The 24625-nt window shown below is 60.7% G+C and carries 23 protein-coding genes; 16 read left to right on the forward strand and 7 right to left on the reverse strand.

What is annotated here, in order from left to right; all coding sequences use genetic code 11:
- Window positions 1–70 precede the first annotated feature (70 nt).
- Complete coding sequence (locus ACVWVP_RS26190; RefSeq protein ID WP_178925081.1) at window positions 71–670, reverse strand: LysE/ArgO family amino acid transporter; 600 nt, start codon at window positions 668–670, stop codon at window positions 71–73.
- A 6-nt stretch (window positions 671–676) separates the two neighbouring features.
- Window positions 677–1078, reverse strand: coding sequence for an ACT domain-containing protein (locus ACVWVP_RS26195; RefSeq protein WP_178925083.1), 402 nt, complete (start codon window positions 1076–1078; stop codon window positions 677–679).
- Window positions 1079–1177: 99 nt separating this feature from the next.
- Here ACVWVP_RS26195 and ACVWVP_RS26200 point away from each other — a divergent pair, with 99 nt between their 5' ends.
- The 10 genes from ACVWVP_RS26200 (at window position 1178) to ACVWVP_RS26245 (ending at window position 12559) form a co-directional block, all read left to right on the forward strand.
- Window positions 1178–2071 (forward strand): LysR family transcriptional regulator ArgP, encoded by an 894-nt coding sequence (locus ACVWVP_RS26200; protein WP_178925085.1) that lies wholly within the window; start codon window positions 1178–1180, stop codon window positions 2069–2071.
- Between the two features lie 52 nt (window positions 2072–2123).
- Complete coding sequence (locus ACVWVP_RS26205) at window positions 2124–3122, forward strand: NAD-dependent epimerase/dehydratase family protein (protein WP_178925087.1); 999 nt, start codon at window positions 2124–2126, stop codon at window positions 3120–3122.
- Between the two features lie 127 nt (window positions 3123–3249).
- Window positions 3250–4077, forward strand: coding sequence for an ATPase (locus ACVWVP_RS26210; RefSeq protein WP_457408844.1), 828 nt, complete (start codon window positions 3250–3252; stop codon window positions 4075–4077).
- A 255-nt stretch (window positions 4078–4332) separates the two neighbouring features.
- On the forward strand, window positions 4333–5592 hold the full coding sequence (locus tag ACVWVP_RS26215; protein ID WP_457408846.1) for a D-mannose isomerase: 1260 nt from the start codon (window positions 4333–4335) through the stop codon (window positions 5590–5592).
- A 104-nt stretch (window positions 5593–5696) separates the two neighbouring features.
- Window positions 5697–6983, forward strand: coding sequence for an ABC transporter substrate-binding protein (locus tag ACVWVP_RS26220; protein WP_176994251.1), 1287 nt, complete (start codon window positions 5697–5699; stop codon window positions 6981–6983).
- A 174-nt stretch (window positions 6984–7157) separates the two neighbouring features.
- Entirely contained in the window at window positions 7158–8066 is a 909-nt protein-coding gene (locus ACVWVP_RS26225; RefSeq protein ID WP_017253695.1) for a carbohydrate ABC transporter permease, read from the forward strand.
- A complete protein-coding gene (locus ACVWVP_RS26230) occupies window positions 8059–8904 on the forward strand; it encodes a carbohydrate ABC transporter permease (RefSeq protein ID WP_178925093.1) in 846 nt (281 codons plus the stop codon). Before ACVWVP_RS26225 ends, ACVWVP_RS26230 begins: the two co-directional genes overlap by 8 nt.
- A gap of 2 nt (window positions 8905–8906) precedes the next feature.
- The gene (locus ACVWVP_RS26235) at window positions 8907–10067 is read left to right on the forward strand and encodes an ABC transporter ATP-binding protein (RefSeq protein ID WP_178925095.1); all 1161 of its coding nucleotides are present in this window, start codon (window positions 8907–8909) and stop codon (window positions 10065–10067) included.
- An 85-nt stretch (window positions 10068–10152) separates the two neighbouring features.
- On the forward strand, window positions 10153–11499 hold the full coding sequence (locus ACVWVP_RS26240; RefSeq protein ID WP_178925096.1) for a carbohydrate porin: 1347 nt from the start codon (window positions 10153–10155) through the stop codon (window positions 11497–11499).
- A 214-nt stretch (window positions 11500–11713) separates the two neighbouring features.
- Entirely contained in the window at window positions 11714–12559 is an 846-nt protein-coding gene (locus tag ACVWVP_RS26245) for a D-hexose-6-phosphate mutarotase (protein WP_259173158.1), read from the forward strand.
- A gap of 113 nt (window positions 12560–12672) precedes the next feature.
- On the opposite strand, the gene ACVWVP_RS26250 is transcribed toward ACVWVP_RS26245, so the two are convergent.
- Window positions 12673–13533, reverse strand: a complete 861-nt coding sequence (locus ACVWVP_RS26250) for a MurR/RpiR family transcriptional regulator (protein WP_174554056.1) — start codon at window positions 13531–13533, stop codon at window positions 12673–12675.
- A 219-nt stretch (window positions 13534–13752) separates the two neighbouring features.
- Between ACVWVP_RS26250 and zwf the strand changes: the two genes are divergently transcribed.
- The 3 genes from zwf to ACVWVP_RS26265 are packed head-to-tail and all read left to right on the forward strand — an operon-like array spanning window position 13753 to window position 16602.
- Window positions 13753–15219, forward strand: coding sequence for a glucose-6-phosphate dehydrogenase (gene zwf, locus ACVWVP_RS26255; protein WP_176994246.1), 1467 nt, complete (start codon window positions 13753–13755; stop codon window positions 15217–15219).
- Window positions 15206–15919 (forward strand): 6-phosphogluconolactonase, encoded by a 714-nt coding sequence (gene pgl / locus ACVWVP_RS26260; protein ID WP_457408849.1) that lies wholly within the window; start codon window positions 15206–15208, stop codon window positions 15917–15919. The genes zwf and pgl overlap by 14 nt, the downstream gene beginning before the upstream one ends.
- 17 nt (window positions 15920–15936) lie before the next feature.
- Window positions 15937–16602 carry a bifunctional 4-hydroxy-2-oxoglutarate aldolase/2-dehydro-3-deoxy-phosphogluconate aldolase gene (locus tag ACVWVP_RS26265; RefSeq protein WP_176994244.1) on the forward strand — a complete coding sequence of 222 codons (666 nt, stop codon included), beginning with the start codon at window positions 15937–15939 and terminating at the stop codon, window positions 16600–16602.
- 202 nt (window positions 16603–16804) lie between these two features.
- Here ACVWVP_RS26265 and ACVWVP_RS26270 read toward each other — a convergent pair whose 3' ends face one another.
- Window positions 16805–17980 (reverse strand): aminotransferase class V-fold PLP-dependent enzyme, encoded by a 1176-nt coding sequence (locus tag ACVWVP_RS26270; RefSeq protein WP_457408852.1) that lies wholly within the window; start codon window positions 17978–17980, stop codon window positions 16805–16807.
- 10 nt (window positions 17981–17990) lie between these two features.
- A complete protein-coding gene (locus tag ACVWVP_RS26275) occupies window positions 17991–18227 on the reverse strand; it encodes a DUF3820 family protein (protein WP_176994242.1) in 237 nt (78 codons plus the stop codon).
- A 206-nt stretch (window positions 18228–18433) separates the two neighbouring features.
- Here ACVWVP_RS26275 and ACVWVP_RS26280 point away from each other — a divergent pair, with 206 nt between their 5' ends.
- Complete coding sequence (locus ACVWVP_RS26280) at window positions 18434–18901, forward strand: ferritin-like domain-containing protein (RefSeq protein WP_025858443.1); 468 nt, start codon at window positions 18434–18436, stop codon at window positions 18899–18901.
- Between the two features lie 136 nt (window positions 18902–19037).
- Here the strand turns inward: ACVWVP_RS26280 and ACVWVP_RS26285 are convergent, their stop codons facing one another.
- Together ACVWVP_RS26285 and ACVWVP_RS26290 are read right to left on the reverse strand one after the other, a co-directional pair.
- Window positions 19038–19508 (reverse strand): MaoC family dehydratase, encoded by a 471-nt coding sequence (locus ACVWVP_RS26285; protein ID WP_176994240.1) that lies wholly within the window; start codon window positions 19506–19508, stop codon window positions 19038–19040.
- Between the two features lie 54 nt (window positions 19509–19562).
- Window positions 19563–20507, reverse strand: coding sequence for an alpha/beta hydrolase (locus ACVWVP_RS26290; RefSeq protein WP_178925106.1), 945 nt, complete (start codon window positions 20505–20507; stop codon window positions 19563–19565).
- 221 nt (window positions 20508–20728) lie between these two features.
- On the opposite strand from ACVWVP_RS26290, the gene fadD2 reads away from it, so the two are divergent.
- On the forward strand, window positions 20729–22417 hold the full coding sequence (gene fadD2 / locus ACVWVP_RS26295) for a long-chain-fatty-acid--CoA ligase FadD2 (RefSeq protein WP_178925108.1): 1689 nt from the start codon (window positions 20729–20731) through the stop codon (window positions 22415–22417).
- A gap of 392 nt (window positions 22418–22809) precedes the next feature.
- On the forward strand, window positions 22810–24501 hold the full coding sequence (gene fadD1 / locus ACVWVP_RS26300) for a long-chain-fatty-acid--CoA ligase FadD1 (protein WP_178925110.1): 1692 nt from the start codon (window positions 22810–22812) through the stop codon (window positions 24499–24501).
- Window positions 24502–24625 lie beyond the last annotated feature (124 nt).

Raw genomic sequence — 24625 nt, forward strand, 5'->3', positions numbered from 1 at the left:
CACCGGGGGTGCGGCAAAACCACGCAACAACTGTGTGGGATAGAGGTTCCAGAGCGTTTTGGAATATTCGCTACGCGGCGATCAATTGATAGGCCACGCTGAACATCATCACCGCCACCAGCAAGTCGAGCAGACGCCAGGTCGCCGGGCGTGCCAACCAGGGCGCCAGCCACGCAGCGCCGAGCGCCAGGGTGGCAAACCACAGGAACGACGCGCTGGCCGCACCGGCCACGTAGGCACCCGGTTCGGTTTGTTGGGCGCCCAGCGAGCCGATCAGCAGCACGGTGTCCAGGTACACGTGGGGGTTGAGCAGCGTCACGGCCAAAGCGCTGAGCAACACGGCGCGCAATGAGCGCACCTTGAGGTTTTCGCCCTGCTCAAGGCTTTGTTTGGAAAACGCTCGGCGTAACGCCAGGGTGCCGTACCACAACAGGAACGCCGCGCCGCCCCAGCGCGCAACCGCCAGCAACAACGGGTTCTGTGCCAGCACCGTGGCCAGGCCGAACACACCCGCAGCCACCAGCAACGCATCGCACACCACGCACAGCGCCGCCACGGGCAAGTGATGTTCACGACGCAGGCTTTGCGCCAGCACAAACGCGTTCTGCGTGCCGATGGCCATGATCAGGCCCAGGGCCACCAGCAGCCCATTCAGATAGCTTTGCCACATAGCGAGTTACTCCGCGTCTGCTGCCAGCTGCCGCAAGACGGCCATGGCGCGCTCGGCATCGGCCCGGCCGACAAACAGGTGGTCGTGGTAGAAACCGGCGATCACATTGCAACTGATGCCAGCCTTGCCCAAGGCGCTGGCAAACGCAGCCGTCAGGCCAACGGCTTCAAGGGCCGAATGCACATTCAGGGTGATCCAGGCGGCGACGTAGTCGAAGCCCAGCCCGGCGTCTTCTGCTTGTTGGCGCTCGACAATCACCGTCAGGCCTTCGCTTTCGCGAAAACTGCCGATCACCTCGCACCCTGGCGGGATACGGTTGTCGGGCAGGGTGCAGAACACGTAGTCGCCGTCATTGAGTTGCGGGCTCATGCTGCGCAGCAGGGTTGCCAGGGCGGTTTCGCCAGCCATGTGAAGTTCCTTGAAGTAGAGAGAAGCAATGCTGGTCATTCTCACGGGCTACGCTGTATAAGAAAAACCAATATTGCTGATCGCTCATTAGAGAAACTGATGTTCGACTATAAATTGCTTTCCGCCCTGGCGGCGATTGTGGAACAAGCCGGTTTTGAGCGCGGCGCCCAGGTGTTGGGGCTGTCGCAATCGGCGATCTCCCAGCGCATCAAGTTGCTGGAAGCCCGTATTGGCCAACCGGTGCTGGTGCGCGCTACGCCGCCGACGCCCACCGACATCGGCCGCCGTCTGCTCAACCATGTGCAACAGGTGCGGCTGCTGGAGCGCGACCTGCAAAGCCAGGTGCCGGCGCTGGACGAAGAAGGCATGCCCGAGCGCCTGCGCATCGCCTTGAATGCCGACAGCCTCGCCACTTGGTGGGCCGAAGCGGTCAGTGGCTTTTGCGCCGAGCAGCACTTGTTGCTGGACCTAGTGGTGGAAGACCAGACCGTGGGCCTCAAGCGCATGCGTGCCGGTGAAGTGGCGGCCTGTATTTGCGCCAGCGAGCGCCCGGTGGCCGGCGCCCGCAGCTTGTTGCTCGGTGCCATGCGCTATCGGGCGTTGGCCAGCCCGGCCTTTATTGCGCGGCATTTTCCAAACGGCGTACGTGCTGATCAGTTGGCCCGCACACCGGCGCTGGTGTTCGGCCCGGATGATTTCCTGCAGCATCGCTACCTGGCTTCCCTCGGTGTGGACGGCGGTTTCGAACACCATTTGTGTCCTTCGTCCGAAGGGTTTATCCGCCTGACAGAGGCCGGCCTGGGCTGGGGCCTGGTGCCGGAGTTGCAGGTGCGTGACCAACTGGAAAAGGGCGTTTTGGTGGAGTTATTGCCAGATAAGCCCATCGATGTGCCGCTGTACTGGCATCATTGGCGCAGTGGCGGGCAATTGTTGGGCTTGTTGACCGACCATCTGGCCCAGGCGTGTGGCCAATGGCTGGTGCCGTTGGGGTGACAGCGGGCGTCAAGGCAACAGCGATGAAAAACGAAAGAACACGGGGTAATACATGAAAATTCTGGTCACCGGCGCAAGCGGCTTCATTGGCGGGCGCTTTGCGCGTTTCGCTCTGGAGCAGGGCCTGGACGTGCGGGTCAACGGGCGACGTGCCGAAGGTGTGGAGCACCTGATACGGCGTGGCGCCGAGTTTATCCAGGGTGATCTGAACGACGCCGACCTGGTGCGCGAGCTGTGCCGCGATGTCGAGGCCGTGGTGCATTGCGCCGGTGCCGTCGGGTTGTGGGGCAAGTACCAGGACTTCCACCAAGGCAATGTGCTGGTCACTGAAAATGTCGTCGAGGCCTGCCTGAAACAACGGGTGGGGCGCCTGGTGCACTTGTCGTCGCCGTCGATCTACTTTGATGGGCGCGACCACCTGGGCCTGACCGAAGAGCAGGTGCCCAAGCGTTTCAAGCATCCTTATGCCGCCACCAAGTACCTGGCCGAGCAAAAGGTGTTCGGCGCCCAGGAGTTTGGCCTGGAGGTGATTGCCCTGCGCCCGCGCTTTGTCACCGGCGCCGGGGACATGAGCATTTTCCCGCGCCTGCTGAAAATGCAGCGCAAGAACCGCCTGGCGATCGTCGGCGACGGCTTGAACAAGGTCGATTTCACCAGCGTGCACAACCTGAACGAGGCGCTGCTCAGCAGTTTGCTGGCCACGGGCTCGGCCTTGGGCAAGGCCTACAACATCAGCAATGGCACGCCGGTGCCGGTGTGGGATGTGGTGAACTACGTGATGCGCCAGATGGACATGCCGCAGGTCACCCGATATCGGTCCTACGGCCTGGCCTACAGCGTGGCGGCGTTGAACGAAGCGTTCTGCGCGATGTGGCCGGGGCGTCCGGAGCCGGCGTTGTCACGCCTGGGCATGCAGGTGATGAACAAAGATTTCACCTTGGATATCAGCCGGGCCAGGCATTATCTGGACTACGAGCCCAAGGTCAGCCTGTGGACCGCCCTCGACGAGTTCTGCAGTTGGTGGAAAGCCCAGGATCCTGGGCTCAAGTAAGCTCACATCAGGCAACACATCGGGAACCGAATTCGAGGTTTCGGGTCGACCAGTGCGGCGCGAGCGCGGTTTATACTCCGGTCGCTCGGCTTTCCAGGCAGCCATCTCACCGATTCAGGGTTGATACATGCGTAACGATGCTAACGACGATTTCGACAATGTTCCCAGCCTGCGGGCAGACCACGGGGACGATGATGATTTCGAGCCGACTCCCGCCACCTCCGTGCGTTCGCGCACGACGCCGGTGGTCAAGGTCAAGAGTGCCAGCACCGGCCCGCTGTGGGCGCTGGTCGGCGCGCTGCTGATCGCCTTCGCCGGCCTCGCCTGGTGGAGCTTCCAGCAGATCTCCCTGATGGGTCAGCAACTGGTCGCTACCCAGGAAAGTTTTGCACGCATCAGCGAAGAAGCGGCGGGGCGCCTGCAGGATATTTCCGGCAAGGTGGTGGCCAGCGAAGCCAGCGTGAACAATGGCAGCGAAGCCCTCAAGTTGCAGATCAAGCAGTTGGAAAGCCAGTTGCTGGAACAGGGCAAGCAGCAGGTCGGCGTCGCCGGCCAGGCCACCGTGCTGGACCAGCGCCTGGCGCAGATGACCGCCAGCACCACCGACCTGTCGAACGCCAACGCCAAGCTGCAGGGGCAGGTCCAGGCCCTGACCGATGCCGTCGCGACCCTGAAAGCCGCGCAAGGTGATGCAGGCAAGCGTGATACCGAGATCAAGGAGTTGTCTGCCGACGTGGCCGCCCTGAAGAAACAGGGCAACCCGAGCGCGGCCATCGCCCGTCTCGAGCAGGACCTGGTGGTGTTGAAGAGTGCACAGGACAACCAGCCGGGCAACAGCGACGCGCCGACCAACAAAGAGTTCGACGTGTTCCGCATCCAGACCACGCGCAACATCACCACCTTGCAAAGCCAGGTGCAGAACCTGCAACAGCAACTCAACACCCCCGCCCGCTGAGCTGCCTGTAGTGAGCGGGCTTGCCCCGCGCTGGGGCCCCAAAACCTGCCAACGCAGGTTAACTGGATAGATGCGCTGCCTGGGTTGGGACGGCTGCGCCACCCAGCGCGGGGCGAGCCCGCTCACTACAAGTGCCCTCTTTACATCGTTGGAATTGTCACGGGCCGGTGACATTTCCCTTGCCCTTCGTTACTTGCCCCCACCTCGCCCTTGTTTAGACTTCGGTCATCCCACAAAAAATAATAAGGGCCACCCATGACCACGCACCCACTGCCTGCCAGCAGTTGGCTGAACGCACCTGCCCATCACGCCTGGCTTGCCAATGAAGGCCAGCGCCTGCTGTCGTTCGCCAAGGCCTCTCGACTGCCCGAGGGCTTCGGCAACCTGGACGACAACGGCCAGTTGCCCGCCGATGCCCACGCCGAAACCATGAACACCGCCCGCATGACCCACAGCTTTGCCATGGCCCACGCCATGGGGTTGCCCGGTTATGCCGACTTGGTGGCGCACGGTGTGGCCGCCCTGAGTGGGCCCCTGCGCGATAGCGAGCACGGTGGTTGGTTCGCCACGCCTCACGCGCGGGATGGCAACCGTGGCAAAGCGGCCTACCTGCATGCGTTCGTCGCGCTCGCCGCCAGCTCGGCGGTGGTGGCCGGCGCACCGGGTGCACAGAATTTGTTGAACGACGCCATCCATATCATCGACCAGTTCTTCTGGAGCGAGGAGGAGGGCGTCATGCTCGAATCCTTTGCCCAGGACTGGAGCGGCATCGAAGCCTACCGTGGCGCCAACAGCAACATGCACGCCACCGAGGCCTTCCTGGCCCTGGCCGATGTCACCGGTGACACGCGCTGGCTGGACCGCGCGCTGCGCATCGTGGAGCGTGTTATCCACACCCATGCGGCCGGCAACCAACACATGGTCATCGAGCACTTTGACGCCCATTGGCAACCCCTGCTCGGTTACAACGAAGACAACCCCGCCGACGGCTTTCGCCCCTATGGCATTACCCCCGGCCACGGTTTTGAATGGGCGCGGTTGGTGCTGCACTTGGAAGCCGCACGCTTGCAGGCCGGGCTCGTCACGCCCGACTGGCTGGTGACCGACGCCAAAGGCCTGTTCGCCAGCGCCTGCGAGTACGCCTGGGCCGTGGACGGTGCGCCCGGCATCGTCTACACCTTGGACTGGAGCCAGCGCCCCGTGGTGCGTGAGCGTCTGCACTGGACCCACGCCGAGGCCAGCGCCGCCGCGCAGGCGCTGCTAAAGCGTACCGGCGAGCTGCATTACGAGACCTGGTATCGACGCTTCTGGGAGTTCTGCGACACCCATTTCATCGACCGTCACCACGGCAGTTGGCATCACGAATTGAGCCCGCAAAACCAGCCCAGCAGCAAGATCTGGGGCGGCAAACCCGACCTGTACCATGCCTGGCAAGCGGTGTTGCTGCCTGCTTTACCCTTGGCACCCAGCATGGCCAGCGCTCTGGGGCGCGGCGCTTATGTCACGAGCTGGTGACATTTGTGCGTCCCTTTGTTACCTGCGCCTGGAAAATCCCTGTTTAAACTCCGTGCAGCGCAAGCTCTAGACTTGCATGCATAACAACAAGAAAAGGTACTCAGATGAACGCGATTAATCGCCTCGCCGTAGCTATTTCCATTGCCTCGTTGTTTCCCCTCAGTGCATTTGCCGCCGACTCGAAAGGGACGGTTGAAGTTGTGCATTGGTGGACCTCGGGTGGTGAAAAAGCGGCTGTAGATGTCCTGAAGGCCCAAGTTGAGAAAGACGGTTTCACCTGGAAAGACGGCGCCGTAGCCGGCGGTGGTGGTGCTACCGCCATGACCGTGCTGAAAAGCCGCGCAGTCGCTGGCAACCCGCCAGGCGTTGCCCAGATCAAAGGCCCGGACATTCAGGAATGGGCGTCGACTGGCCTGCTCGACACCGACGTGCTCAAGGACGTCGCCAAAGAAGAGAAGTGGGACTCGCTGCTCGACAAAAAAGTCTCCGACACCGTCAAGTACGAAGGCAACTACGTTGCCGTACCGGTGAATATCCACCGCGTGAACTGGCTGTGGATCAACCCGGAAGTCTTCAAGAAAGCCGGGATTACCAAGAACCCAACCACCCTCGAAGAATTCTACGCAGCCGGCGACAAGCTCAAGGCAGCGGGCTTCATTCCGCTCGCCCACGGTGGCCAGCCTTGGCAGGACAGCACTGTGTTCGAAGCCGTCGTTCTGTCGGTGATGGGTGCAGATGGCTACAAGAAAGCCCTGGTTGACCTGGACAACGCCGCGCTGACCGGCCCGGAAATGGTCAAGGCCCTGACTGAGCTGAAGAAAGTCGCGACCTACATGGACGTCGACGGCAAAGGCCAGGACTGGAACCTGGAAGCGGGCAAAGTCATCAACGGCAAGGCCGGCATGCAGATCATGGGTGACTGGGCGAAGTCCGAATGGACCGCTGCCAAGAAAGTCGCCGGCAAGGACTACGAGTGCGTAGCCTTCCCGGGCACCGACAAAGCCTTCACCTACAACATCGACTCCCTGGCGGTGTTCAAGCAGAAAGACAAAGGCACCGCTGCGGGTCAGCAGGACATCGCCAAAGTCGTGCTGGGTGAAAACTTCCAGAAAGTCTTCAGCATCAACAAGGGTTCGATCCCGGTGCGTACCGACATGCTGGAGAAAATGGCCTCCTACGGCTTTGACTCCTGCGCCCAGACCGCTGCCAAAGACTTCCTGGCAGACGCCAAGACCGGCGGCCTGCAGCCAAGCATGGCCCACAACATGGCCACCACCCTGGCTGTGCAAGGGGCGTTCTTTGATGTCGTGACCAACTACATCAACGACCCGAAAGCCGACCCGGCCGACACCGCCAAGAAACTCGGCGCTGCGATCAAGTCAGCCAAGTGATGCTTGTGTAGGAGCCGGATTCTGTGGCGAGGGAGCTTGCTCCCGCTGGGGTGCGAAGCACCCCAAAAGGCGGCGTCTGCTGCGCAGCCGAGCGGGAGCAAGCTCCCTCGCCACAATAAGCCGCCTCCTACAAGGCGATGTGCGTAGCCCTTTTTCCCTGTACTGGATTTTCCCATGAGTTCTGTTGCTGTGTTCAGCAAGGCCTCGCCGTTCGATGCACTGCAGCGCTGGCTTCCCAAACTGGTGCTGGCGCCGAGCATGTTCATCGTTCTGGTGGGCTTTTACGGCTACATCCTGTGGACGTTCGTGCTGTCGTTCACCAATTCCACCTTCCTGCCCAGCTACAAATGGGCCGGCCTTGCGCAATACGCCCGGTTGTTCGACAACGACCGCTGGTGGGTAGCGAGCAAGAACCTGGCGGTTTTCGGCGGGATGTTCATCGGCATCACCCTGGTCATCGGCGTGACACTGGCGATCTTCCTCGACCAGAAAATCCGCCGCGAAGGCTTTATCCGCACCATTTACCTGTACCCGATGGCGCTCTCGATGATCGTCACCGGTACCGCCTGGAAATGGCTGCTCAACCCGGGCATGGGCCTGGACAAACTCCTGCGGGACTGGGGCTGGGAAGGCTTCCGTCTCGACTGGCTGATCGACCCCGACCGCGTGGTCTACTGCCTGGTGATCGCGGCCGTGTGGCAAGCCTCCGGCTTCATCATGGCGATGTTCCTCGCCGGCCTGCGGGGTGTGGACCAATCGATCATCCGCGCCGCCCAGATCGACGGCGCCAGCCTGCCGCGCATCTACTGGAGCGTGGTGCTGCCAAGCCTGCGCCCGGTGTTTTTCAGTGCGGTGATGATCCTGGCGCACATCGCGATCAAGAGCTTCGACCTGGTGGCCGCCATGACCGCCGGCGGCCCGGGCTACTCGTCCGACCTGCCTGCGATGTTCATGTACTCGTTCACCTTCAGCCGTGGCCAGATGGGCATGGGTTCGGCCAGTGCAATCCTGATGCTCGGTGCGATCCTCGCGATCATCGTGCCTTACCTCTACTCCGAGCTGAGGACCAAGCGTAATGACTAGTCTCGCCTCCAAACCTTCCATCAGCCTGAGTCGCATCGCGATCTACGCGGTGCTGATCCTCGCCGTGCTGCTGTACCTGGTGCCGCTGGTGGTGATGTTGCTCACCAGCTTCAAGACCCCGGAAGACATCAGCACCGGCAACCTGTTGAGCTGGCCGACCGTGGTCACCGGCATCGGCTGGGTCAAGGCCTGGGCCACCGTGGATGGCTACTTCTGGAACTCGATCAAGATCACCGTTCCCGCTGTGCTGATCTCCACCGCCATCGGTGCATTGAACGGCTACGTGCTGTCGTTCTGGCGCTTCAAAGGCTCGCAACTGTTCTTCGGCCTGCTGTTGTTCGGCTGCTTCCTGCCGTTCCAGACCGTGTTGCTGCCGGCGTCGTTCACCCTTGGCAAGATGGGCCTGGCCAGCACCACCACCGGCCTGGTGTTTGTGCACGTGGTCTACGGCCTGGCGTTCACCACGCTGTTCTTCCGTAACTACTACGTGAGCATCCCGGATGCGCTGATCAAGGCCGCGCGCCTGGACGGTGCGGGTTTCTTCACCATCTTCCGCCAGATCATTCTGCCGATGTCCACGCCGATCATCATGGTCTGCCTGATCTGGCAGTTCACCCAGATCTGGAACGACTTCCTGTTCGGTGTGGTGTTCTCCAGCGGTGACTCCCAGCCCATCACGGTGGCGCTGAACAACCTGGTCAACACCAGCACCGGAGCCAAGGAATATAACGTTGATATGGCAGCGGCGATGATCGCCGGGTTGCCGACCCTGCTGGTCTATGTGATCGCAGGCAAGTATTTCGTGCGCGGCCTCACGGCCGGCGCGGTCAAGGGGTAATCATGGCTACGCTTGAACTTCGCAATGTAAACAAGACCTATGGCGCCGGCCTGCCCGACACCTTGAAGAACATCGAACTGTCGATCAAGGAAGGCGAATTCCTGATCCTGGTCGGCCCTTCGGGTTGCGGCAAGTCCACGCTGATGAACTGCATCGCCGGCCTTGAGACCATCACCGGCGGCGCGATCATGATCGGCGACCAGGACGTGAGCGGCATGAGCCCCAAGGATCGCGACATCGCCATGGTGTTCCAGTCCTACGCGCTGTACCCGACCATGAGCGTGCGCGAGAACATCGAGTTCGGCCTCAAGATCCGCAAGATGCCCCAAGCCGATATCGACGCCGAAGTGGCGCGCGTGGCCAAGCTGCTGCAGATCGAGCACCTGCTCAATCGCAAGCCGGGCCAGCTGTCCGGTGGCCAGCAACAGCGTGTGGCCATGGGCCGTGCACTGGCGCGGCGCCCGAAGATCTACCTGTTCGACGAACCGCTGTCAAACCTCGACGCCAAGCTGCGCGTCGAGATGCGTACCGAAATGAAGCTGATGCACCAGCGCCTCAAGACCACCACGGTCTACGTGACCCACGACCAGATCGAAGCGATGACCCTGGGCGACAAGGTGGCGGTCATGAAGGACGGCATCATCCAGCAGTTCGGCACGCCCAAAGAGATCTACAACAACCCGGCCAACCAGTTCGTGGCGAGCTTCATCGGTTCGCCGCCGATGAACTTCGTGCCCCTGCGCCTGCAGCGCAAGGACGGCCGCCTGGTGGCCCTGCTCGACAGCGGCCAGGCCCGTTGCGAGCTGCCGTTGAACATGAACGATGCGGGCCTCGAAGACCGCGACGTGATCCTTGGCCTGCGCCCTGAGCAGATCCTGTTGGCGAACGGCGAGGGCAACGGTTCGTCGAGCATTCGCGCCGAAGTCCAGGTGACCGAGCCGACCGGCCCGGACACCCTGGTGTTCGTGCAACTCAATGACACCAAGGTCTGCTGCCGCCTGGCGCCGGATGTGGCGCCGCAAGTGGGCGAGACCCTGACCCTACAGTTTGACCCGGCCAAAGTGTTGCTGTTTGACGCCAAGACCGGTGAGCGCCTGGGCACTGCTTCTTCATCGCCCACACAAGGGCATGCCGACAATGTGGCTCAATTCAAAGGCCGCTGAAGTAGATAACTTGTTGTTTTAGCTAAAAAAAGTAAACCGCGTTAGATAAAAACAGTTTAATAACAATAAAGACGAGGATGTAGGGATGAAAAAGCAACACAACAACACTCGGCTGATCTGCCAACTGTCAGCAGCAGCAGCCCTGGTATTGTCCGCCAATGCGATGGCGGCCGATGCATTCAGCTCCGATTCCAAGTGGATGACCGGCGATTGGGGTGGTGAACGTACCAAGCTGATCGAGCAAGGTATCGACATCAAGGCTGACTACGTTGGGGAAGTCGGTGGCAACCTGCACGGTGGCTACAACAACGACAAAACTGCCCGTTACGCTGACCAGTTCGGTCTGGGCGTAGCACTGGATCTGCAAAAGCTGTGGGGCTGGGACAACACCCAGGCCAAGATCCAACTGACCAACCGTAATGGCGCAAACATCTCCAATGACCGTATTGGCGATCCGCGTGCCGGCACCTTGAGTTCGTCTCAAGAGGTTGATGGCCGTGGCCACATGGTGCGTCTGACCCAGTTCTGGATCCAGCACCAGATGTTCGACAACAAGCTGGATGTGAAACTCGGTTACTTCGGTGAAGGCGAAGACTTCAACACCTTCCCATGCGACTTCCAGAACCTGTCGTTCTGCGGCTCGCAAGTGGGTAACTACGTGAACACCTGGTACAACTGGCCTGTGAGCCAGGCGGCTATCCGCGTGAAGTACAACATCACGCCAGAGCTGTATGCGCAAATCGGTGCGTACAACCAGAACCCATCGCAGCTGGAGCACGGCAACGGCTTCAAGCTCAGCGGCAGTGGCACCAAGGGCACCGTGATCCCGGTGGAATTGGTCTGGTCGCCGAAGGTCAATGGCCTGCCGGGCGAATACCGTGTGGGTTACTACAAGAGCACCGCCGATGCCAACGACGTACGTGAAGACGTCAACGGTAACGACGCTGGCACCACGGGCGCGGCCTTCCGTGTTCGTAGCAGCAAGACCGGCTACTGGGGTGTGCTGCAACAGCAACTCACCACGCACAACGGCGACGCTTCCCGCGGCCTGAACATCGCGGCCAACGTGACCTTCCACGACAAAGACACCAACCTGGTCGACAACTACCAGTCGTTGATGCTGGTCTACAAAGGTCCATTCGACGCGCGCACCAAGGATGACGTCGGTATCGGTGTTTCCCGTATCCACGCCAACAGTGACGTGAAGAAAAACGCCGAGCTGCTCAATGCGGCTGGTGGCTTCACCGACTACGACCAATCGGGTTTCGCACCGCTGCGTAACACCGAGTACAACGTCGAAATCAACTACGGCTTCCACGTCACCAACTGGCTGACCGTGCGTCCCAACCTGCAATACGTCGCCAACCCAGGCGGTGTGAAAGAAGTCGACAACGCGTTGGTAGCGGGCCTGAAAATTCAGTCTACGTTCTAACGTTGTTGCGATAAGCTCCTTCTCTCTGTGCGCATTTTGCGGGTAGCCATGGCTACCCGCTTTTTTTTGAGGAAGGGGAGCACATCTCCCTGTGGGAGCTGGCTTGTCGGATCGCCGCACCGCTGCGATCCAGGCGACTCGGTACAGCAGGCAGGCCGCGTTGATGCCATCGCAGGCAAGCCAGCTCCCACAAAGACATTCAGGACCGTGGCACATGCATGAGCATCCGCTGCAACGCTTTTTCAAATCCCTGCGCGAGCGACCGGTGTTCGCCTGGGAACGCTTTCAGATGCGCGACGTGTTGGTGATCGACCACCCGTTGTGCCAGGCGGTGTTCAGCCGCCAGGGCGCGCAACTGCTGCATTTTCAGCCTCGGGGCCAGAAGCCTTGGCTCTGGTGTGCAGCCAAGTGGCCACAAGTCGGCGCTATTCGTGGTGGCGTGCCGGTGTGCTGGCCGTGGTACGGCCGCCATCCGAGCGAGAATGCCTGGCCGTCCCATGGTTGGGCGCGGTTGATTGATTGGAAACTGCTCGACAGCAGCACTGACGACGACGGCGTGCGCCTGCACTGGCAATTGCAGCTGTGCGACTGGCAGGTCGACCTGCACGCGCACCTGGGCGAAACCCTGGAACTGCGCCTGAGCACCGAGCATCAGGACGAGTTGCCGTGCCAGTTGAGCCATGCATTGCACGCGTATTGGCGTATTGGTCACGTTGACGAGATAGCGCTGTCTGGGCTCGAGGGGGCGCAAGGTTACGACCAGCTCAATCGCCAGGTCTGCCAGCAGGAAGGCGAATTGCGGGTGGAGGGCGGGTGCCAGCGGGTGTTCCAGCACGAGGGCGAACTGCACCTCAAGGACCACGCCTGGCAGCGTGAGCTGTGCATCGACACCGGTGACAGCGCCGACACCGTGGTGTGGCATCCGGGCAGCCGGCCGTTGTTGGGCGTGAGCTTCAACGAGGCGTCGGGGTTTGTGTGCGTAGAGTCGGCGATGGCCGCGGCGAGTCTGGCGCCGGGGGAGAGGGCACATTTGAGTTTGCAGGCCAGGGCCGGCGTTTAGCGGTGTAGCTTCTGGCGCTATCGCAGGCAAGCCAGCTCCCACAGGGGAATGCATTCCAAGTGTGGGAGCTGGCTTGCCTGCGATAGAGTCGGTACTGCTGGTGGAGATTGCTGTTAGTTGAACTCATCCCCCACCGGATACCGGCTGTCATTCAAGCTCTCTTTGATCTTGCGCAGATGCGGCTGAAAATCCACCCCGCGACGCAAGGTCATGCCGGTCGCCAGCACGTCCAGCACCGTCAGCTGGATAATCCGCGAGGTCATCGGCATGTAAATGTCGGTGTCCTCCGGCAACGGAATGTTCAGGCTCACCGTACTGGCTTTGGCCAGCGGCGAGTTCTCAGCGGTCACACCGAGTACCGAGGCGCCGTTGCTGCGGGCGATCCGTGCCACTTCCACCAGTTCACGGGTACGCCCGGTGTAGGAAATGATCACGAACAGCTCGCCGGTGTGGGCCACCGAGGCGATCATGCGCTGCATCAGCACGTCGGCATGGGCGGTCACGGCGAGGTTGAAGCGGAAGAACTTGTGCAGGGCATCCATGGCCACCGGTGCCGAAGCGCCCAGGCCGAAGAAGTGGATCTGCCGCGCCTGGATCAACAGGTCCACGGCTTTGCTGATCAGGGCCGGGTCCAGGGCCTGGCACGCGCTGTCCAGAGACGCAATGGCGCTGCCAAAGATCTTTTGCGTGTATGCCTCAGGGTTATCATCGGCTTCCACGGCGCGGCTGACGTACGCGGCGCCACTGGCCAGGCTTTGCGCCAGCTGCAATTTCAGTTCAGGGTAACCGCTCACGCCGAACGAACGGCAGAAACGGTTGACCGTCGGTTCACTGACCGAGGCGGCCTGGGCGAGGGCGGCGATCGAGAAGCGGGTGGCCTGCTGCGGGTTGAGCAGGATGACTTCTGCGACTTTGCGCTCGGCCTTGTTCAATTCTTCGAGGCGGTTCTGGATCTGTTCCAGAAGATTTCGCACGCGGTCCATTCAGTCTTTCCTTCGGGCGACGATGCAAATTAAGGGCGGCAACCAATCGACGAGCGGCCCTTGGAGGTGGCCTATCCTACTGAGCGTAGCTGAACACCACCACTCGGAATGCGTATTTCGGGAAAATGTTGTGGTTATTACTACATTTTTCCTTGAGTGATGCCTTGAAAAAAGGTATTTGTAGCTTAACTTGATAAAAGAACAAACATCATGCCTTCGATAACCGTAGAACCCTGCACCTTTGCCCTGTTTGGCGCCTTGGGTGATCTGGCGCTGCGCAAGTTATTTCCTGCCCTCTATCAACTCGATGGCGCCGGGCTCTTGCACGACGACACCCGCATCCTGGCCCTGGCCCGTGAAGCCGGTACCGAGCAACAGCACCTGGCTCGCATTGAAAAAGAACTGCGCAAATACGTCGGCAAGGAGCTGGACGAAGCTGTTGCCAAGCGCTTCCTGGCGCGGCTGGCGTATGTGCACGTCGATTTCATGAAGGCCGACGACTACGTTGCCCTTGCCGAAAAAGTCGGCAGCGAACAACGCCTGATCGCCTACTTTGCCACGCCGGCTGCGGTGTACGGCGGCATCTGCGAGAACCTGGCCAAGGCTGGCCTGGCGGAAAACACCCGCGTGGTCCTGGAAAAGCCGATCGGCTCGGACCTGGAGTCCTCGCGCAAGGTCAATGACGCCGTGGCGCAGTTCTTCCCGGAGAACCGCACCTATCGCATCGACCATTACCTGGGCAAAGAGACCGTCCAGAACCTGATCGCCCTGCGTTTCGCCAACAGCCTGTTCGAAACCCAGTGGAACCAGCATTACATTTCCCACGTGGAAATCACCGTGGCCGAGCAGGTCGGTATCGAAGGCCGTTGGGGTTACTTCGACAAGGCCGGCCAGCTGCGCGACATGATCCAGAACCACCTGCTGCAACTGCTCTGCCTGATCGCCATGGACCCGCCGGCCGACCTGTCTGCCGACAGCATCCGTGACGAGAAGGTCAAGGTGCTCAAGGCCCTGGCGCCGATCAGCCCCGAAGGCCTGACCACCCAAGTGGTGCGCGGCCAGTACATCGCGGGCTACAGCGCCGGCAAAGCCGTGCCGGGTTACCTGGAAGAAGAGAATTCCAACACCCAGAGCGACACCGAGACGTTCGTCGCCCTGCGTGCCGATATCCGCAACTGGCGTTGGGCCGGGGTGCCGTTCTACCTGCGGACCGGCAAGCGCATGTCGCAAAAGCTGTCGCAGATCGTCATCCACTTCAAGGAACCGTCCCACTACATCTTCGCCCCTGAGCAGCGCTTGCAGATCAGCAACAAACTGATCATCCGCCTGCAACCGGACGAAGGTATTTCCTTGCGCGTGATGACCAAGGAGCAGGGCCTGGACAAGGGCATGCAACTGCGCAGCGGCCCGCTGCAACTGAATTTTTCCGACACCTACCGCAGCGCACGCATCCCCGATGCCTACGAGCGGTTGCTGCTGGAAGTGATGCGCGGCAACCAGAATCTGTTTGTGCGCAAAGATGAAATCGAAGCCGCGTGGAAGTGGTGTGACCAGTTGATCGCCGGTTGGAAGAAATCCGGTGATGCGCCCAAGCCGTACGCGGCGGGCTCCTGGGGGCCGATGAGCTCGATTGCACTGATCACGCGGGATGGGAGGTCGTGGTATGGCGATATCTGAATTGAAACTGCCCCAGGGCGTAACCCCTTACGAGTACCGCACGCCGGTACTGCTGGCCGAAGGCCTGGCCAATGATGTGGCCGCGCAATTGCGCACGGCCCTCAGTGCCCGTGGCGAAGCGACCCTGGTAGTGTCCGGCGGCCGTAGCCCGGTGGCGTTTTTCCAGCACCTGGCCAAGCAGGACCTGGACTGGTCCAAGGTCACCATCACCCTGGCCGACGAGCGCTGGGTGCCGGTGGAGCACGCCGACAGCAATGCCGGTTTGTTGAAGCAGCACCTGTTGAAAGGCCCGGCAGCCAAGGCCAAGTTCTTGAGCCTCTACAGCGCCGCCGCCAACCTTGAAGACGCTGCCTTGCAGGCCGATCGCCTGCTGGGCGAGTTGCCAGCCATTGATGTGCTGGTACTGGGCATGGGCGATGACGGTCACACCGCATCGCTGTTTCCCAACAGCCCGAACCTGAGCGAAGCCCTGCAGCCCAACGGTACCCGCCGTTGCTGGCCAATGCTGGCGCCGACCGTGCCGCACCAGCGCCTGACCATGAGTCGCGCGTTGCTGGCCACGGCCAACTACACCGTGCTGTCGATCTCCGGCAGTTCGAAATTGACCACCTTGAGCGCCGCGCTGGCGAGTGACGACGTCGCTGCCATGCCGATTCGCGCGTTTCTGCAACCTACATTAGAGATTTACTGGTGCCCATGAGCCAAGGATCAGCCGCTATGAACAGCCCTCAACCGACCGTGTCCATGGCGGACAAAGTTGCCCTGATCGACAGCCTCTGCGCCAAGGCGCGGATCCTGCCGGTGATCACCATCGCCCGCGAACAAGACATCCTGCCGCTGGCCGATGCCCTGGCAGCCGGTGGCTTGACCGCATTGGAAGTGACCCTGCGTTCCGAGTTCGGCCTCAAGGCCATTCAGGTACTGCGCGAGCAACGCCCTGAGCTGTGCACCGGTGCTGGCACCGTGCTGGATCGCCACATGCTCGAAGCCGCAGAAGTCGCGGGTTCGCAGTTCATCGTCACCCCCGGCATTACCCGCGACCTGCTGGAAGCTTCGGTGCACAGCCCGATCCCGCTGCTGCCGGGCATCAGCAATGCCTCGGGCATCATGGAAGGTTATGGCCTGGGCTATCGCCGCTTCAAGCTGTTCCCGGCTGAAGTCAGCGGCGGTGTGGCTGCGATCAAGGCCCTCGGCGGCCCGTTTGGCGAAGTCAAATTCTGCCCAACCGGCGGCGTCGGCCCGGCCAATATCAAGAGCTACATGGCGTTGAAAAACGTGATGTGCGTGGGCGGTAGCTGGATGCTGGACCCGGAGTGGGTCAAGAACGGCGACTGGGCCCGCATCCAGGAAGTCACTGCCCAGGCGCTGGCGCTGCTGGACTGATCTGATTTATCGAATCGTTGTTGCTGTGCTTAACGGCATTTTTGCGGTGCACTTGGTCGGTGTACCGCTTTTTTTTGCCCGCAGAAAAACCCAAGAACTCCGATGGTCAACGGTGGGAGCTGGCTTGCCTGCGATAGCGGTGGGTCAGAAAGTACGGTGTGACTGATGTACCGTTATCGCAGGCAAGCCAGCTCCCACAAGTTTAGTGGGGGGTCAGCTCGGTAATGGCGTTGACCAGGGCATTGATATCCGCCGCCGAGGTGACCAGCCCCGGCGTCACCCGAATACAGGTCCCAAACGCCGCGCCCACGCGGGTGGTGGTGAACAGGTTGTAGTCCTTGAGCAAGCGGTCGGCCATGGCCTGCTGGTCCCGTCCCACAAACTTGAAGGCCGTGATCCCGCAATACAGCCGAGGATCGTCCGACGTCAGCACCTCGATCCCCGCCAACGGCCGCACCTGGCTCACCCACAAATCCCGCAGGTAATTCACCCGTGCACCTTTGGCTGCCGAGCCACCCAACGCGCGATGTTCTTCAAACACCAACGGCAAGGTCATCAGCGCGGGAAAGTTGGGGGTGCTGTAGGACGTCCGTGCGCGCACATCCGTCATCGGGTAGTGAAACTCGCCCATGTCCGGGTCGATGTCGGCCAGGCGCTCCGGGGCTATATAGAGAAAGCCCAGGGTCAGCGGCGCGCCGATCCATTTGTGCAGGTTGAAGCCGGCGAACTGGATGCCCAGCTCCGCCAGGTTGAACTCGATCTGGCCCAGGGCATGGGCGCCGTCGAGGATCACATCGATACCCTGTTCACGGGCGGCCCTGGCAATGGCTTCGACCGGCATTACCAGCCCGGTGCGATGGGTGACGTGGGTCAGGGCCATCAGCTTGAGGCGTGGGTGCTGAGCAAACGCCTCACGATAAGTCTGCACCAGGCTGTCGAAACTGGCCGGGTGTGTGTGGGACAGTTCGATCACTTCCACACCACGAACACCCGCCAACCAGCGCATCGCGCCTTTGACCGTGTCGTACTCCAGGTCGCTGATCAACACTTGGTCGCCCGGTTGCAGGCGGTTGTAGTTGCGGATCAGCGACTGCAAGGCTTCGGTGGCGTTACGGGTAAAGGCAACGGACTCCGGATCAACGCTGATCAGCTCGGCCAGTTGGCGCCGGATCTCGACATTTTCGCCCTGCTCGAAGCGCTGGCGCACGTACAGCGAATTGCTGCGGTTGATGAACGCAACGTGCTCCAGGTACTGCGCCCGGACCACACGGCTCATGCGTCCGAAATAACCGTTTTCCAGGTTGATCGGGCCAGGCTCCAGTTCGTAATTTCCGGCGATGGTCTGCCAGTGGTGTTCGTTATCAGCATTCCTTGGCATGGCGAGGCTCTTAATGGCGAGGGGCGGGTTTACCGTGTTTTACGCGCAGCGGCTCCAGCAGTTCGGACAGGCCGTTGCTGTCGATTTCCTGCATGAGTGCCAGCAGACCACCCAGCTCGCCGTGGGGGAAACCTTCACGGGCAAACCAGTTCAAGTAAGGCCCGGGCAGGTCGGCGATGATCCGTCCCTTGTACTTGCCGAAGGGCATTTCGCGGGTGATCAGCAGTTCAAGTTTTTCGGGATTCATAAGGCTTCAGGCGCGTGAGTCGAAGCCTTGGAAAATACAGGCATTCTGCATGAAGGCCAATTGACAGATCATGCAAATAACGTACATACAGATGGTTCAATAATTCGTAACTTGTTGAAAAATAACAGAAAAGTTGTTTTCAGAAACCTGGCACGGGCGCTGCAATCATTAAGACAACCTTCTCAACCCGCACAAGGAATTGAAAAATGACTGACATCAACAAAGAATCGATCTCCGTACTCAATGACCTGATCGAGACCAGCAAAGACGGCCAGAAAGGTTTCGCGACCTGTGCTGAAGACATCAAGCACCCAGAGCTCAAGGCGTTGTTCGTCAAGCGCTCCGCTGATTGCGCAACTGCGGCTGCCGAGCTGCAAACTGCAGTGCGCGCCTTGGGTGGTGATCCGGAAGAGTCAGGCAGTGTGGCCGGCGCGTTGCACCGTGGCTGGGTCGACGTGAAGTCGTTGGTCACCGGTAAAGACGAAGAAGCGGTGCTGAACGAAGCCGAGCGCGGTGAAGACCATGCGTTGAAGGCTTATAAAGAAGCGATCGAGAAGATCAACAAGCACAACCTGTTGGGGATTCGTGACCTGGTAGAGCGCCAGTTCCACGGTGCACAACGTAATCACGACCAGGTGAAAGCCCTGCGTAATCAGGCTCGCGCTCAGTCGTAAGCCCTGCGCTGTAGCAAATGTGGGAGCGGGCTTGCTCGCGAAGGCGGAGTGTCAGTCGACTGATAGGTGACTGATCCACCGCTTTCGCGGGCAAGCCCGCTCCCACATTTGTATTGCATCGTTCTGCAGATCGAGATCAGCCAATGCTGATCGGCGGCAACTCGGTCAGCTCAACCACTTGCTGTTTGCGCGGCGCCAGGATCTCGGCCTCGCCATCCACCACCAGCTCATCGCGCTGGTTGAACACACGGGTGGCAATGCGCACACGGAACTTGGGCAGCTTCTCGAGGATTTCCAGGCGCACGGTCAAGGTGTCGCCGATCTTCACCGGCTTCTGGAAGCTCATCTGCTGGCCGATGTAGATGGTGCCCGGTCCAGGCAACTCGCAGGCCACAGCGGCGCTGATCAGGGCGCCACTGAACATGCCGTGGGCGATACGCTCCTTGAACATGGTGGCCTTGGCGTACTCGGCATCCAGGTGCACCGGGTTGTGATCGCCGGACATGGCGGCGAACAGCTGGATATCGCGCTCCTCGACGGTCTTGCTGAAGCTGGCAGTCTGGCCGACTTCGAGGGCTTCGTACGGGGTGTTGGTAACCTGAGTCATCTAAAGGTACATCCTGTGGCTAATCGGTGATTATCGGCTGATTTTAAAGGAAAGTTATTCGCAGCGGGCCGGCCTGTGCAGGGTCAGGGCCTGGTCGAGCCACGTCAGCACATCCGCTGTGACTTCGTCGCGGTTGGTTTCATTGAACACTTCATGTCGCGCCTGCGGGTAGATCGTCAATTGCAGGTTTTGGCAGCCGGCCTCGCGCAGGGCGTGGGCCAGATCTTTGAGACGCTTGCCCTCGCTCACCGGATCACATTCGCCGCCCGTGACCAGGATTGGCAGGCCCGGGTCGATCTGAGCGAGGTTGGACGCCTTGCTGATCTGCTGCAAGCCGCCCAGCAGGTCGATCCACAGCTGGTTGGTACAACGAAAGCCACACAGCGGGTCATGGATGTACTTGTCGACTTCGGCCGGGTCGCGGCTGAGCCAGTCGAAGGCCGTGCGGTTGGGTTTGAATGCCTTGTTGAAGGAGCCGAACGACAGGAAGTCGATCAACGCACTGCGCCCGCGCAAACCCTGGCGCGCGCGCTCGATGCGCGCAATCACCCGCGCCGCACGGTACAGCGCCACCGGTTGGAAATTCGAGCCGCTGAGAATCGCCCCACTCAAGCTGGCGCTGTGGTGCAGCAGGTAGGCCTGGGCGATATAGCTGCCCATGCTGTGGCCCAGCAGGATGATCGGCAGCCCCGGCTGCTGGTGCGCAATGTGCTGGTTCAGGCTGGCCAGGTCGCCCACCACCTTGTTCCAGCCGTCGTGCTCGGCGAACAGCCCGAGCGTGCCTTCGTCCGCCGTGCGGCCGTGGCCGCGCTGGTCCAGCGCGTACAGCCCGTAGCCCGCGCCACACAGCGCCTCGGCCAGGCGCCCATAGCGGCCGCTGTGCTCGGCCATGCCGTGGGACAGCATGACCATCGCCTTGGCCGGGCCGTCCGGTAGCCACTGATTGACGTACAGGCGGCTGCGGTCATTCGCGGTCAGCCAGAAGGTGCTGTGGTTCATGGCGCTTCCTTTGCTCAGGTTCGATGCAGTGTATAGCTCATCTGCCAGGGACTTGGGTATCAGCCTACGCCTCAGGGGCAAGATTCATACAATCAATGACACGGTTTGGCGTATTTGCCTGTTTGGCCATAGCTGCTAACGTCCCCAAAGCTCCGCTTTTTATAGCCGCCTGTTTTTACAGCGGCAGCGGTCGGACACACTCAGGTAAGAGGACAAGAATAATGCAACCTGATTTCTGGAATGACAAACGCGCGGCGGGCGTTCCCAATGACATCGACCTGACGTCCTACAAGTCAGTGATCGAAGTGTTCGAGCGTTCCTGCAAGGCCTTTGCCGACCGTCCGGCATTCAGCAACATGGGCATCACCCTGACCTACGCCGAGCTTGAGCGCCAGAGTGCGGCGTTCGCCGGTTACCTGCAGCAGCACACCGACCTCAAGCCCGGCGAGCGCATCGCGGTGCAGATGCCCAACGTGCTGCATTACCCGATTGCCGTGTTCGGTGCCTTGCGCGCCGGGCTGATCGTGGTCAACACCAACCCGCTGTACACCCCACGGGAGATGCGCCATCAGTTCAAGGATGCCGGCGTGCGTGCGCTGGTCTACCTCAACCTGTTCGGCTCGCGGGTGCAGGAAGTCTGCGCCGACACCGAGATCGACTACCTGATCGAAGCCAAGATGGGCGACTTCATGCCTGCCGCCAAAGGCTGGCTGATCAACACCGTGGTCGACAAGGTGAAGAAGATGGTGCCGGCCTACAGCCTGCCACGGGCCGTGTCGTTCAAGCGTGCGCTGCGCATGGGCGCGGGCCTGGGCGTGACTCGCCATCCGGTGACGCTGGATGACATCGCCGTGCTGCAATACACCGGGGGCACCACCGGCCTGGCCAAGGGCGCGATGCTCACCCATGGCAACCTGGTGGCCAACATGCAGCAGGTGCGGGCGTGCATGTCCCAGGTCTCTGACGACGGCCAGCCGCTGGTGCGGGAAGGGCAGGAGGTGATGATCGCGCCGCTGCCGCTGTACCACATCTATGCATTCACGGCGAACTGCATGTGCATGATGGTGACCGGCAACCACAACGTGCTGATCACCAACCCGCGGGACATCGGTGGCTTCATCAAGGAGCTGAAGAAGTGGCGGTTCTCCTGCCTGCTGGGCTTGAACACGTTGTTTGTGGCGCTGATGGACCACCCGGACTTCAAGACCCTGGATTTCTCTCACCTGAAGATCACCAACTCCGGTGGCACCGCGCTGGTCAAGGCCACGGCCGAGCGCTGGAAGGCACTCACCGGCTGTTCCATCGGCGAAGGCTACGGCCTCACGGAGACCTCGCCCGTGGCGAGCACCAACCCGTATGGCAGCAGGTCGCGACTGGGCACCGTGGGCATTCCGGTGCCGGGCACGGCGATGAAGGTCATCGATGATGAAGGCCGCGAATTGCCGTTGGGCGAGCGGGGCGAGTTGTGCATCAAGGGCCCGCAGGTGATGAAAGGTTACTGGCAGCAACCGGTCGCCACCGCCGAGACCCTGGACGCCGAGGGTTGGCTCAAGACCGGCGACATCGCGGTGATCGACACTGATGGCTTTGTGAGCATCGTCGACCGCAAGAAAGACCTGATCATCGTCTCGGGCTTCAACGTGTACCCCAACGAGATCGAAGACGTGGTGATGGCGCATCCGGCCGTGGCCAACTGCGCAGTGATCGGCGTACCGGATGAACGCACCGGCGAGGCGGTCAAACTGTTTGTGGTAGCGCGCACCCAAGGGGTGAGCCTTGAAGAGTTGAAGGCGTACTGCAAGGCCAACTTCACGGGGTACAAAGTGCCTAAACACATCGTGTTGCGCGAGTCGTTGCCGATGACGCCGGTGGGGAAAATTCTGCGACGTGAGCTTCGCGACATCGCTTGATTTGAAATAGGGTAAAAATTGTGGGAGCTGGCTTGCCTGCGATGGCGGTGTATCAGTCACAGGATGTATTGACTGACAGACCGCCATCGCAGGCAAGCCAGCTCCCACATTGTTATTTGTTGATCTGTAAAGCCCATTCCAGAGCCTTTTCCTGGGGGATTCTGCCCTGGTTTAAAGTGTGACCAAATATTGTAGGACAGTCGTGATTATGACTGTAGGGCCCTCCTTTGGCTCTAGGCGGCCCTTGGCAAAGCTGCTACTCTCGGCGCGCTTTGTGACGTCTAGGCCTGCTTGAAAGCGCCAGATTCACCTAAAAAAACATACACCAATAATAATCGCATCAAATGCGATGATGAATTCGCGTCGCTGACGTCGCTGAGGAGTGGGCTTCCATGAACGAAGACTTTTGGAAGGATAAGTACCCCGCCGGGATTGCTGCAGACATCAATCCAGACGAGTATCCGAATATTCAGGCGGTACTGAAGCAGTCCTGCCAGCGCTTCGCCAACAAACCGGCTTTCAGCAACCTGGGCAAGACCATCACCTACGGTGAGTTGTACGAATTGTCCGGCGCCTTCGCCGCGTACCTGCAACAGCACACCGACTTGAAGCCCGGTGATCGCATCGCCGTGCAACTGCCCAACGTCCTGCAATACCCGGTCGCTGTGTTCGGTGCCATCCGTGCCGGTCTGATCGTGGTCAACACCAACCCGCTGTACACCGCGCGGGAAATGGAACACCAATTCAACGACTCCGGCGCCAAGGCCCTGGTGTGCCTGGCCAACATGGCCCACCTGGCGGAAAAGGTCGTGCCCAAGACCTCCGTCAAGCACGTGATCGTCACCGAAGTCGCCGACCTGTTGCCGCCGCTCAAGCGCCTGCTGATCAACAGCGTCATCAAGTACGTGAAGAAGATGGTCCCGGCCTACCACCTGCCGAAGGCGATCAAGTTCAACGACGTGCTGGCCAAGGGGCACGGCCAACCGGTCAGCGATGCCAGCCCGGCCAGCAGCGATGTGGCCGTGTTGCAATACACCGGTGGCACCACCGGCGTGGCCAAGGGCGCGATGCTTACCCATCGCAACCTCGTCGCCAACATGTTGCAGTGCAAGGCGCTGATGGGCTCCAACCTCAACGAAGGCTGCGAGATTCTGATCACGCCGCTGCCGCTGTACCACATCTATGCGTTCACCTTTCATTGCATGGCGATGATGCTGATCGGCAACCACAACATCCTGATCAGCAACCCGCGCGACCTGCCGGCGATGGTCAAGGAACTGTCCAAGTGGAAGTTCAGCGGCTTTGTCGGCCTGAACACCCTGTTCGTGGCGCTGTGCAACAACGAAGCGTTCCGTAAGCTGGATTTCTCGGCATTGAAAGTCACCCTGTCTGGCGGCATGGCCCTGCAACTGGCAGCCGCCGAGCGCTGGAAAGACGTGACCGGCTGCGGCATCTGCGAAGGTTACGGCATGACCGAGACCAGCCCGGTGGCCACCGTCAACCCGATCCAGTACACCCAGATCGGCACCATCGGCATTCCTGTGCCGTCGACCCTGTGCAAGGTCATTGCCGACGACGGCAGCGAGTTGCCTTTGGGCGAGATCGGCGAGCTGTGCATCAAGGGCCCGCAGGTGATGAAGGGCTACTGGCAGCGTGAAGACGCCACCGCCGAAATTCTCGACAGCGAAGGCTGGTTGAAGACCGGTGATATCGCGCTTATCCAGCAAGACGGCTACATGCGCATTGTCGACCGTAAGAAGGACATGATCCTGGTCTCCGGTTTCAACGTGTACCCCAACGAACTGGAAGACGTGCTGGCTGGCCTGCCGGGCGTGCTGCAATGCGCGGCCATCGGTGTGCCGGACGAGAAGTCGGGGGAACACATCAAGATCTTCATCGTGGTCAAGCCGGGCGCGACGCTCACCAAGGACCAGGTGATGGAGCACATGCGCGCCAACCTCACCGGTTACAAAGTGCCGAAAGCCGTGGAATTCCGCGATGCATTGCCGACCACCAATGTGGGCAAGATCCTGCGCCGTGAGTTGCGTGATGAAGAGCTGAAGAAGCTCGGCCTTAAAAAGTAACCCCTAAAAAACCCCGCTGATGCGGGGTTTTTTATGGCCTGCTGATTCCCATGATTGGATTGGAATGCAATCCCATGTGGGAGCTGGCTTGCCTGCGATTGCGATTCTTCAGTCACTGTTGGGC

The organism is Pseudomonas sp. TE24901 (genome assembly GCF_054058375.1).

Bases quoted from the DNA above. Each gene is read 5' to 3' on its own strand.
- ACVWVP_RS26190 (WP_178925081.1), bottom strand. From the start codon at position 670: ATGTGGCAAAGCTATCTGAATGGGCTGCTGGTGGCCCTGGGCCTGATC.
- ACVWVP_RS26195 (WP_178925083.1), bottom strand. From the start codon at position 1,078: ATGGCTGGCGAAACCGCCCTGGCAACCCTGCTGCGCAGCATGAGCCCG.
- ACVWVP_RS26200 (WP_178925085.1), top strand. From the start codon at position 1,178: ATGTTCGACTATAAATTGCTTTCCGCCCTGGCGGCGATTGTGGAACAA.
- ACVWVP_RS26205 (WP_178925087.1), top strand. From the start codon at position 2,124: ATGAAAATTCTGGTCACCGGCGCAAGCGGCTTCATTGGCGGGCGCTTT.
- ACVWVP_RS26210 (WP_457408844.1), top strand. From the start codon at position 3,250: ATGCGTAACGATGCTAACGACGATTTCGACAATGTTCCCAGCCTGCGG.
- ACVWVP_RS26215 (WP_457408846.1), top strand. From the start codon at position 4,333: ATGACCACGCACCCACTGCCTGCCAGCAGTTGGCTGAACGCACCTGCC.
- ACVWVP_RS26220 (WP_176994251.1), top strand. From the start codon at position 5,697: ATGAACGCGATTAATCGCCTCGCCGTAGCTATTTCCATTGCCTCGTTG.
- ACVWVP_RS26225 (WP_017253695.1), top strand. From the start codon at position 7,158: ATGAGTTCTGTTGCTGTGTTCAGCAAGGCCTCGCCGTTCGATGCACTG.
- ACVWVP_RS26230 (WP_178925093.1), top strand. From the start codon at position 8,059: ATGACTAGTCTCGCCTCCAAACCTTCCATCAGCCTGAGTCGCATCGCG.
- ACVWVP_RS26235 (WP_178925095.1), top strand. From the start codon at position 8,907: ATGGCTACGCTTGAACTTCGCAATGTAAACAAGACCTATGGCGCCGGC.
- ACVWVP_RS26240 (WP_178925096.1), top strand. From the start codon at position 10,153: ATGAAAAAGCAACACAACAACACTCGGCTGATCTGCCAACTGTCAGCA.
- ACVWVP_RS26245 (WP_259173158.1), top strand. From the start codon at position 11,714: ATGCATGAGCATCCGCTGCAACGCTTTTTCAAATCCCTGCGCGAGCGA.
- zwf (WP_176994246.1), top strand. From the start codon at position 13,753: ATGCCTTCGATAACCGTAGAACCCTGCACCTTTGCCCTGTTTGGCGCC.
- pgl (WP_457408849.1), top strand. From the start codon at position 15,206: ATGGCGATATCTGAATTGAAACTGCCCCAGGGCGTAACCCCTTACGAG.
- ACVWVP_RS26265 (WP_176994244.1), top strand. From the start codon at position 15,937: ATGAACAGCCCTCAACCGACCGTGTCCATGGCGGACAAAGTTGCCCTG.
- ACVWVP_RS26270 (WP_457408852.1), bottom strand. From the start codon at position 17,980: ATGCCAAGGAATGCTGATAACGAACACCACTGGCAGACCATCGCCGGA.
- ACVWVP_RS26275 (WP_176994242.1), bottom strand. From the start codon at position 18,227: ATGAATCCCGAAAAACTTGAACTGCTGATCACCCGCGAAATGCCCTTC.
- ACVWVP_RS26280 (WP_025858443.1), top strand. From the start codon at position 18,434: ATGACTGACATCAACAAAGAATCGATCTCCGTACTCAATGACCTGATC.
- ACVWVP_RS26285 (WP_176994240.1), bottom strand. From the start codon at position 19,508: ATGACTCAGGTTACCAACACCCCGTACGAAGCCCTCGAAGTCGGCCAG.
- ACVWVP_RS26290 (WP_178925106.1), bottom strand. From the start codon at position 20,507: ATGAACCACAGCACCTTCTGGCTGACCGCGAATGACCGCAGCCGCCTG.
- fadD2 (WP_178925108.1), top strand. From the start codon at position 20,729: ATGCAACCTGATTTCTGGAATGACAAACGCGCGGCGGGCGTTCCCAAT.
- fadD1 (WP_178925110.1), top strand. From the start codon at position 22,810: ATGAACGAAGACTTTTGGAAGGATAAGTACCCCGCCGGGATTGCTGCA.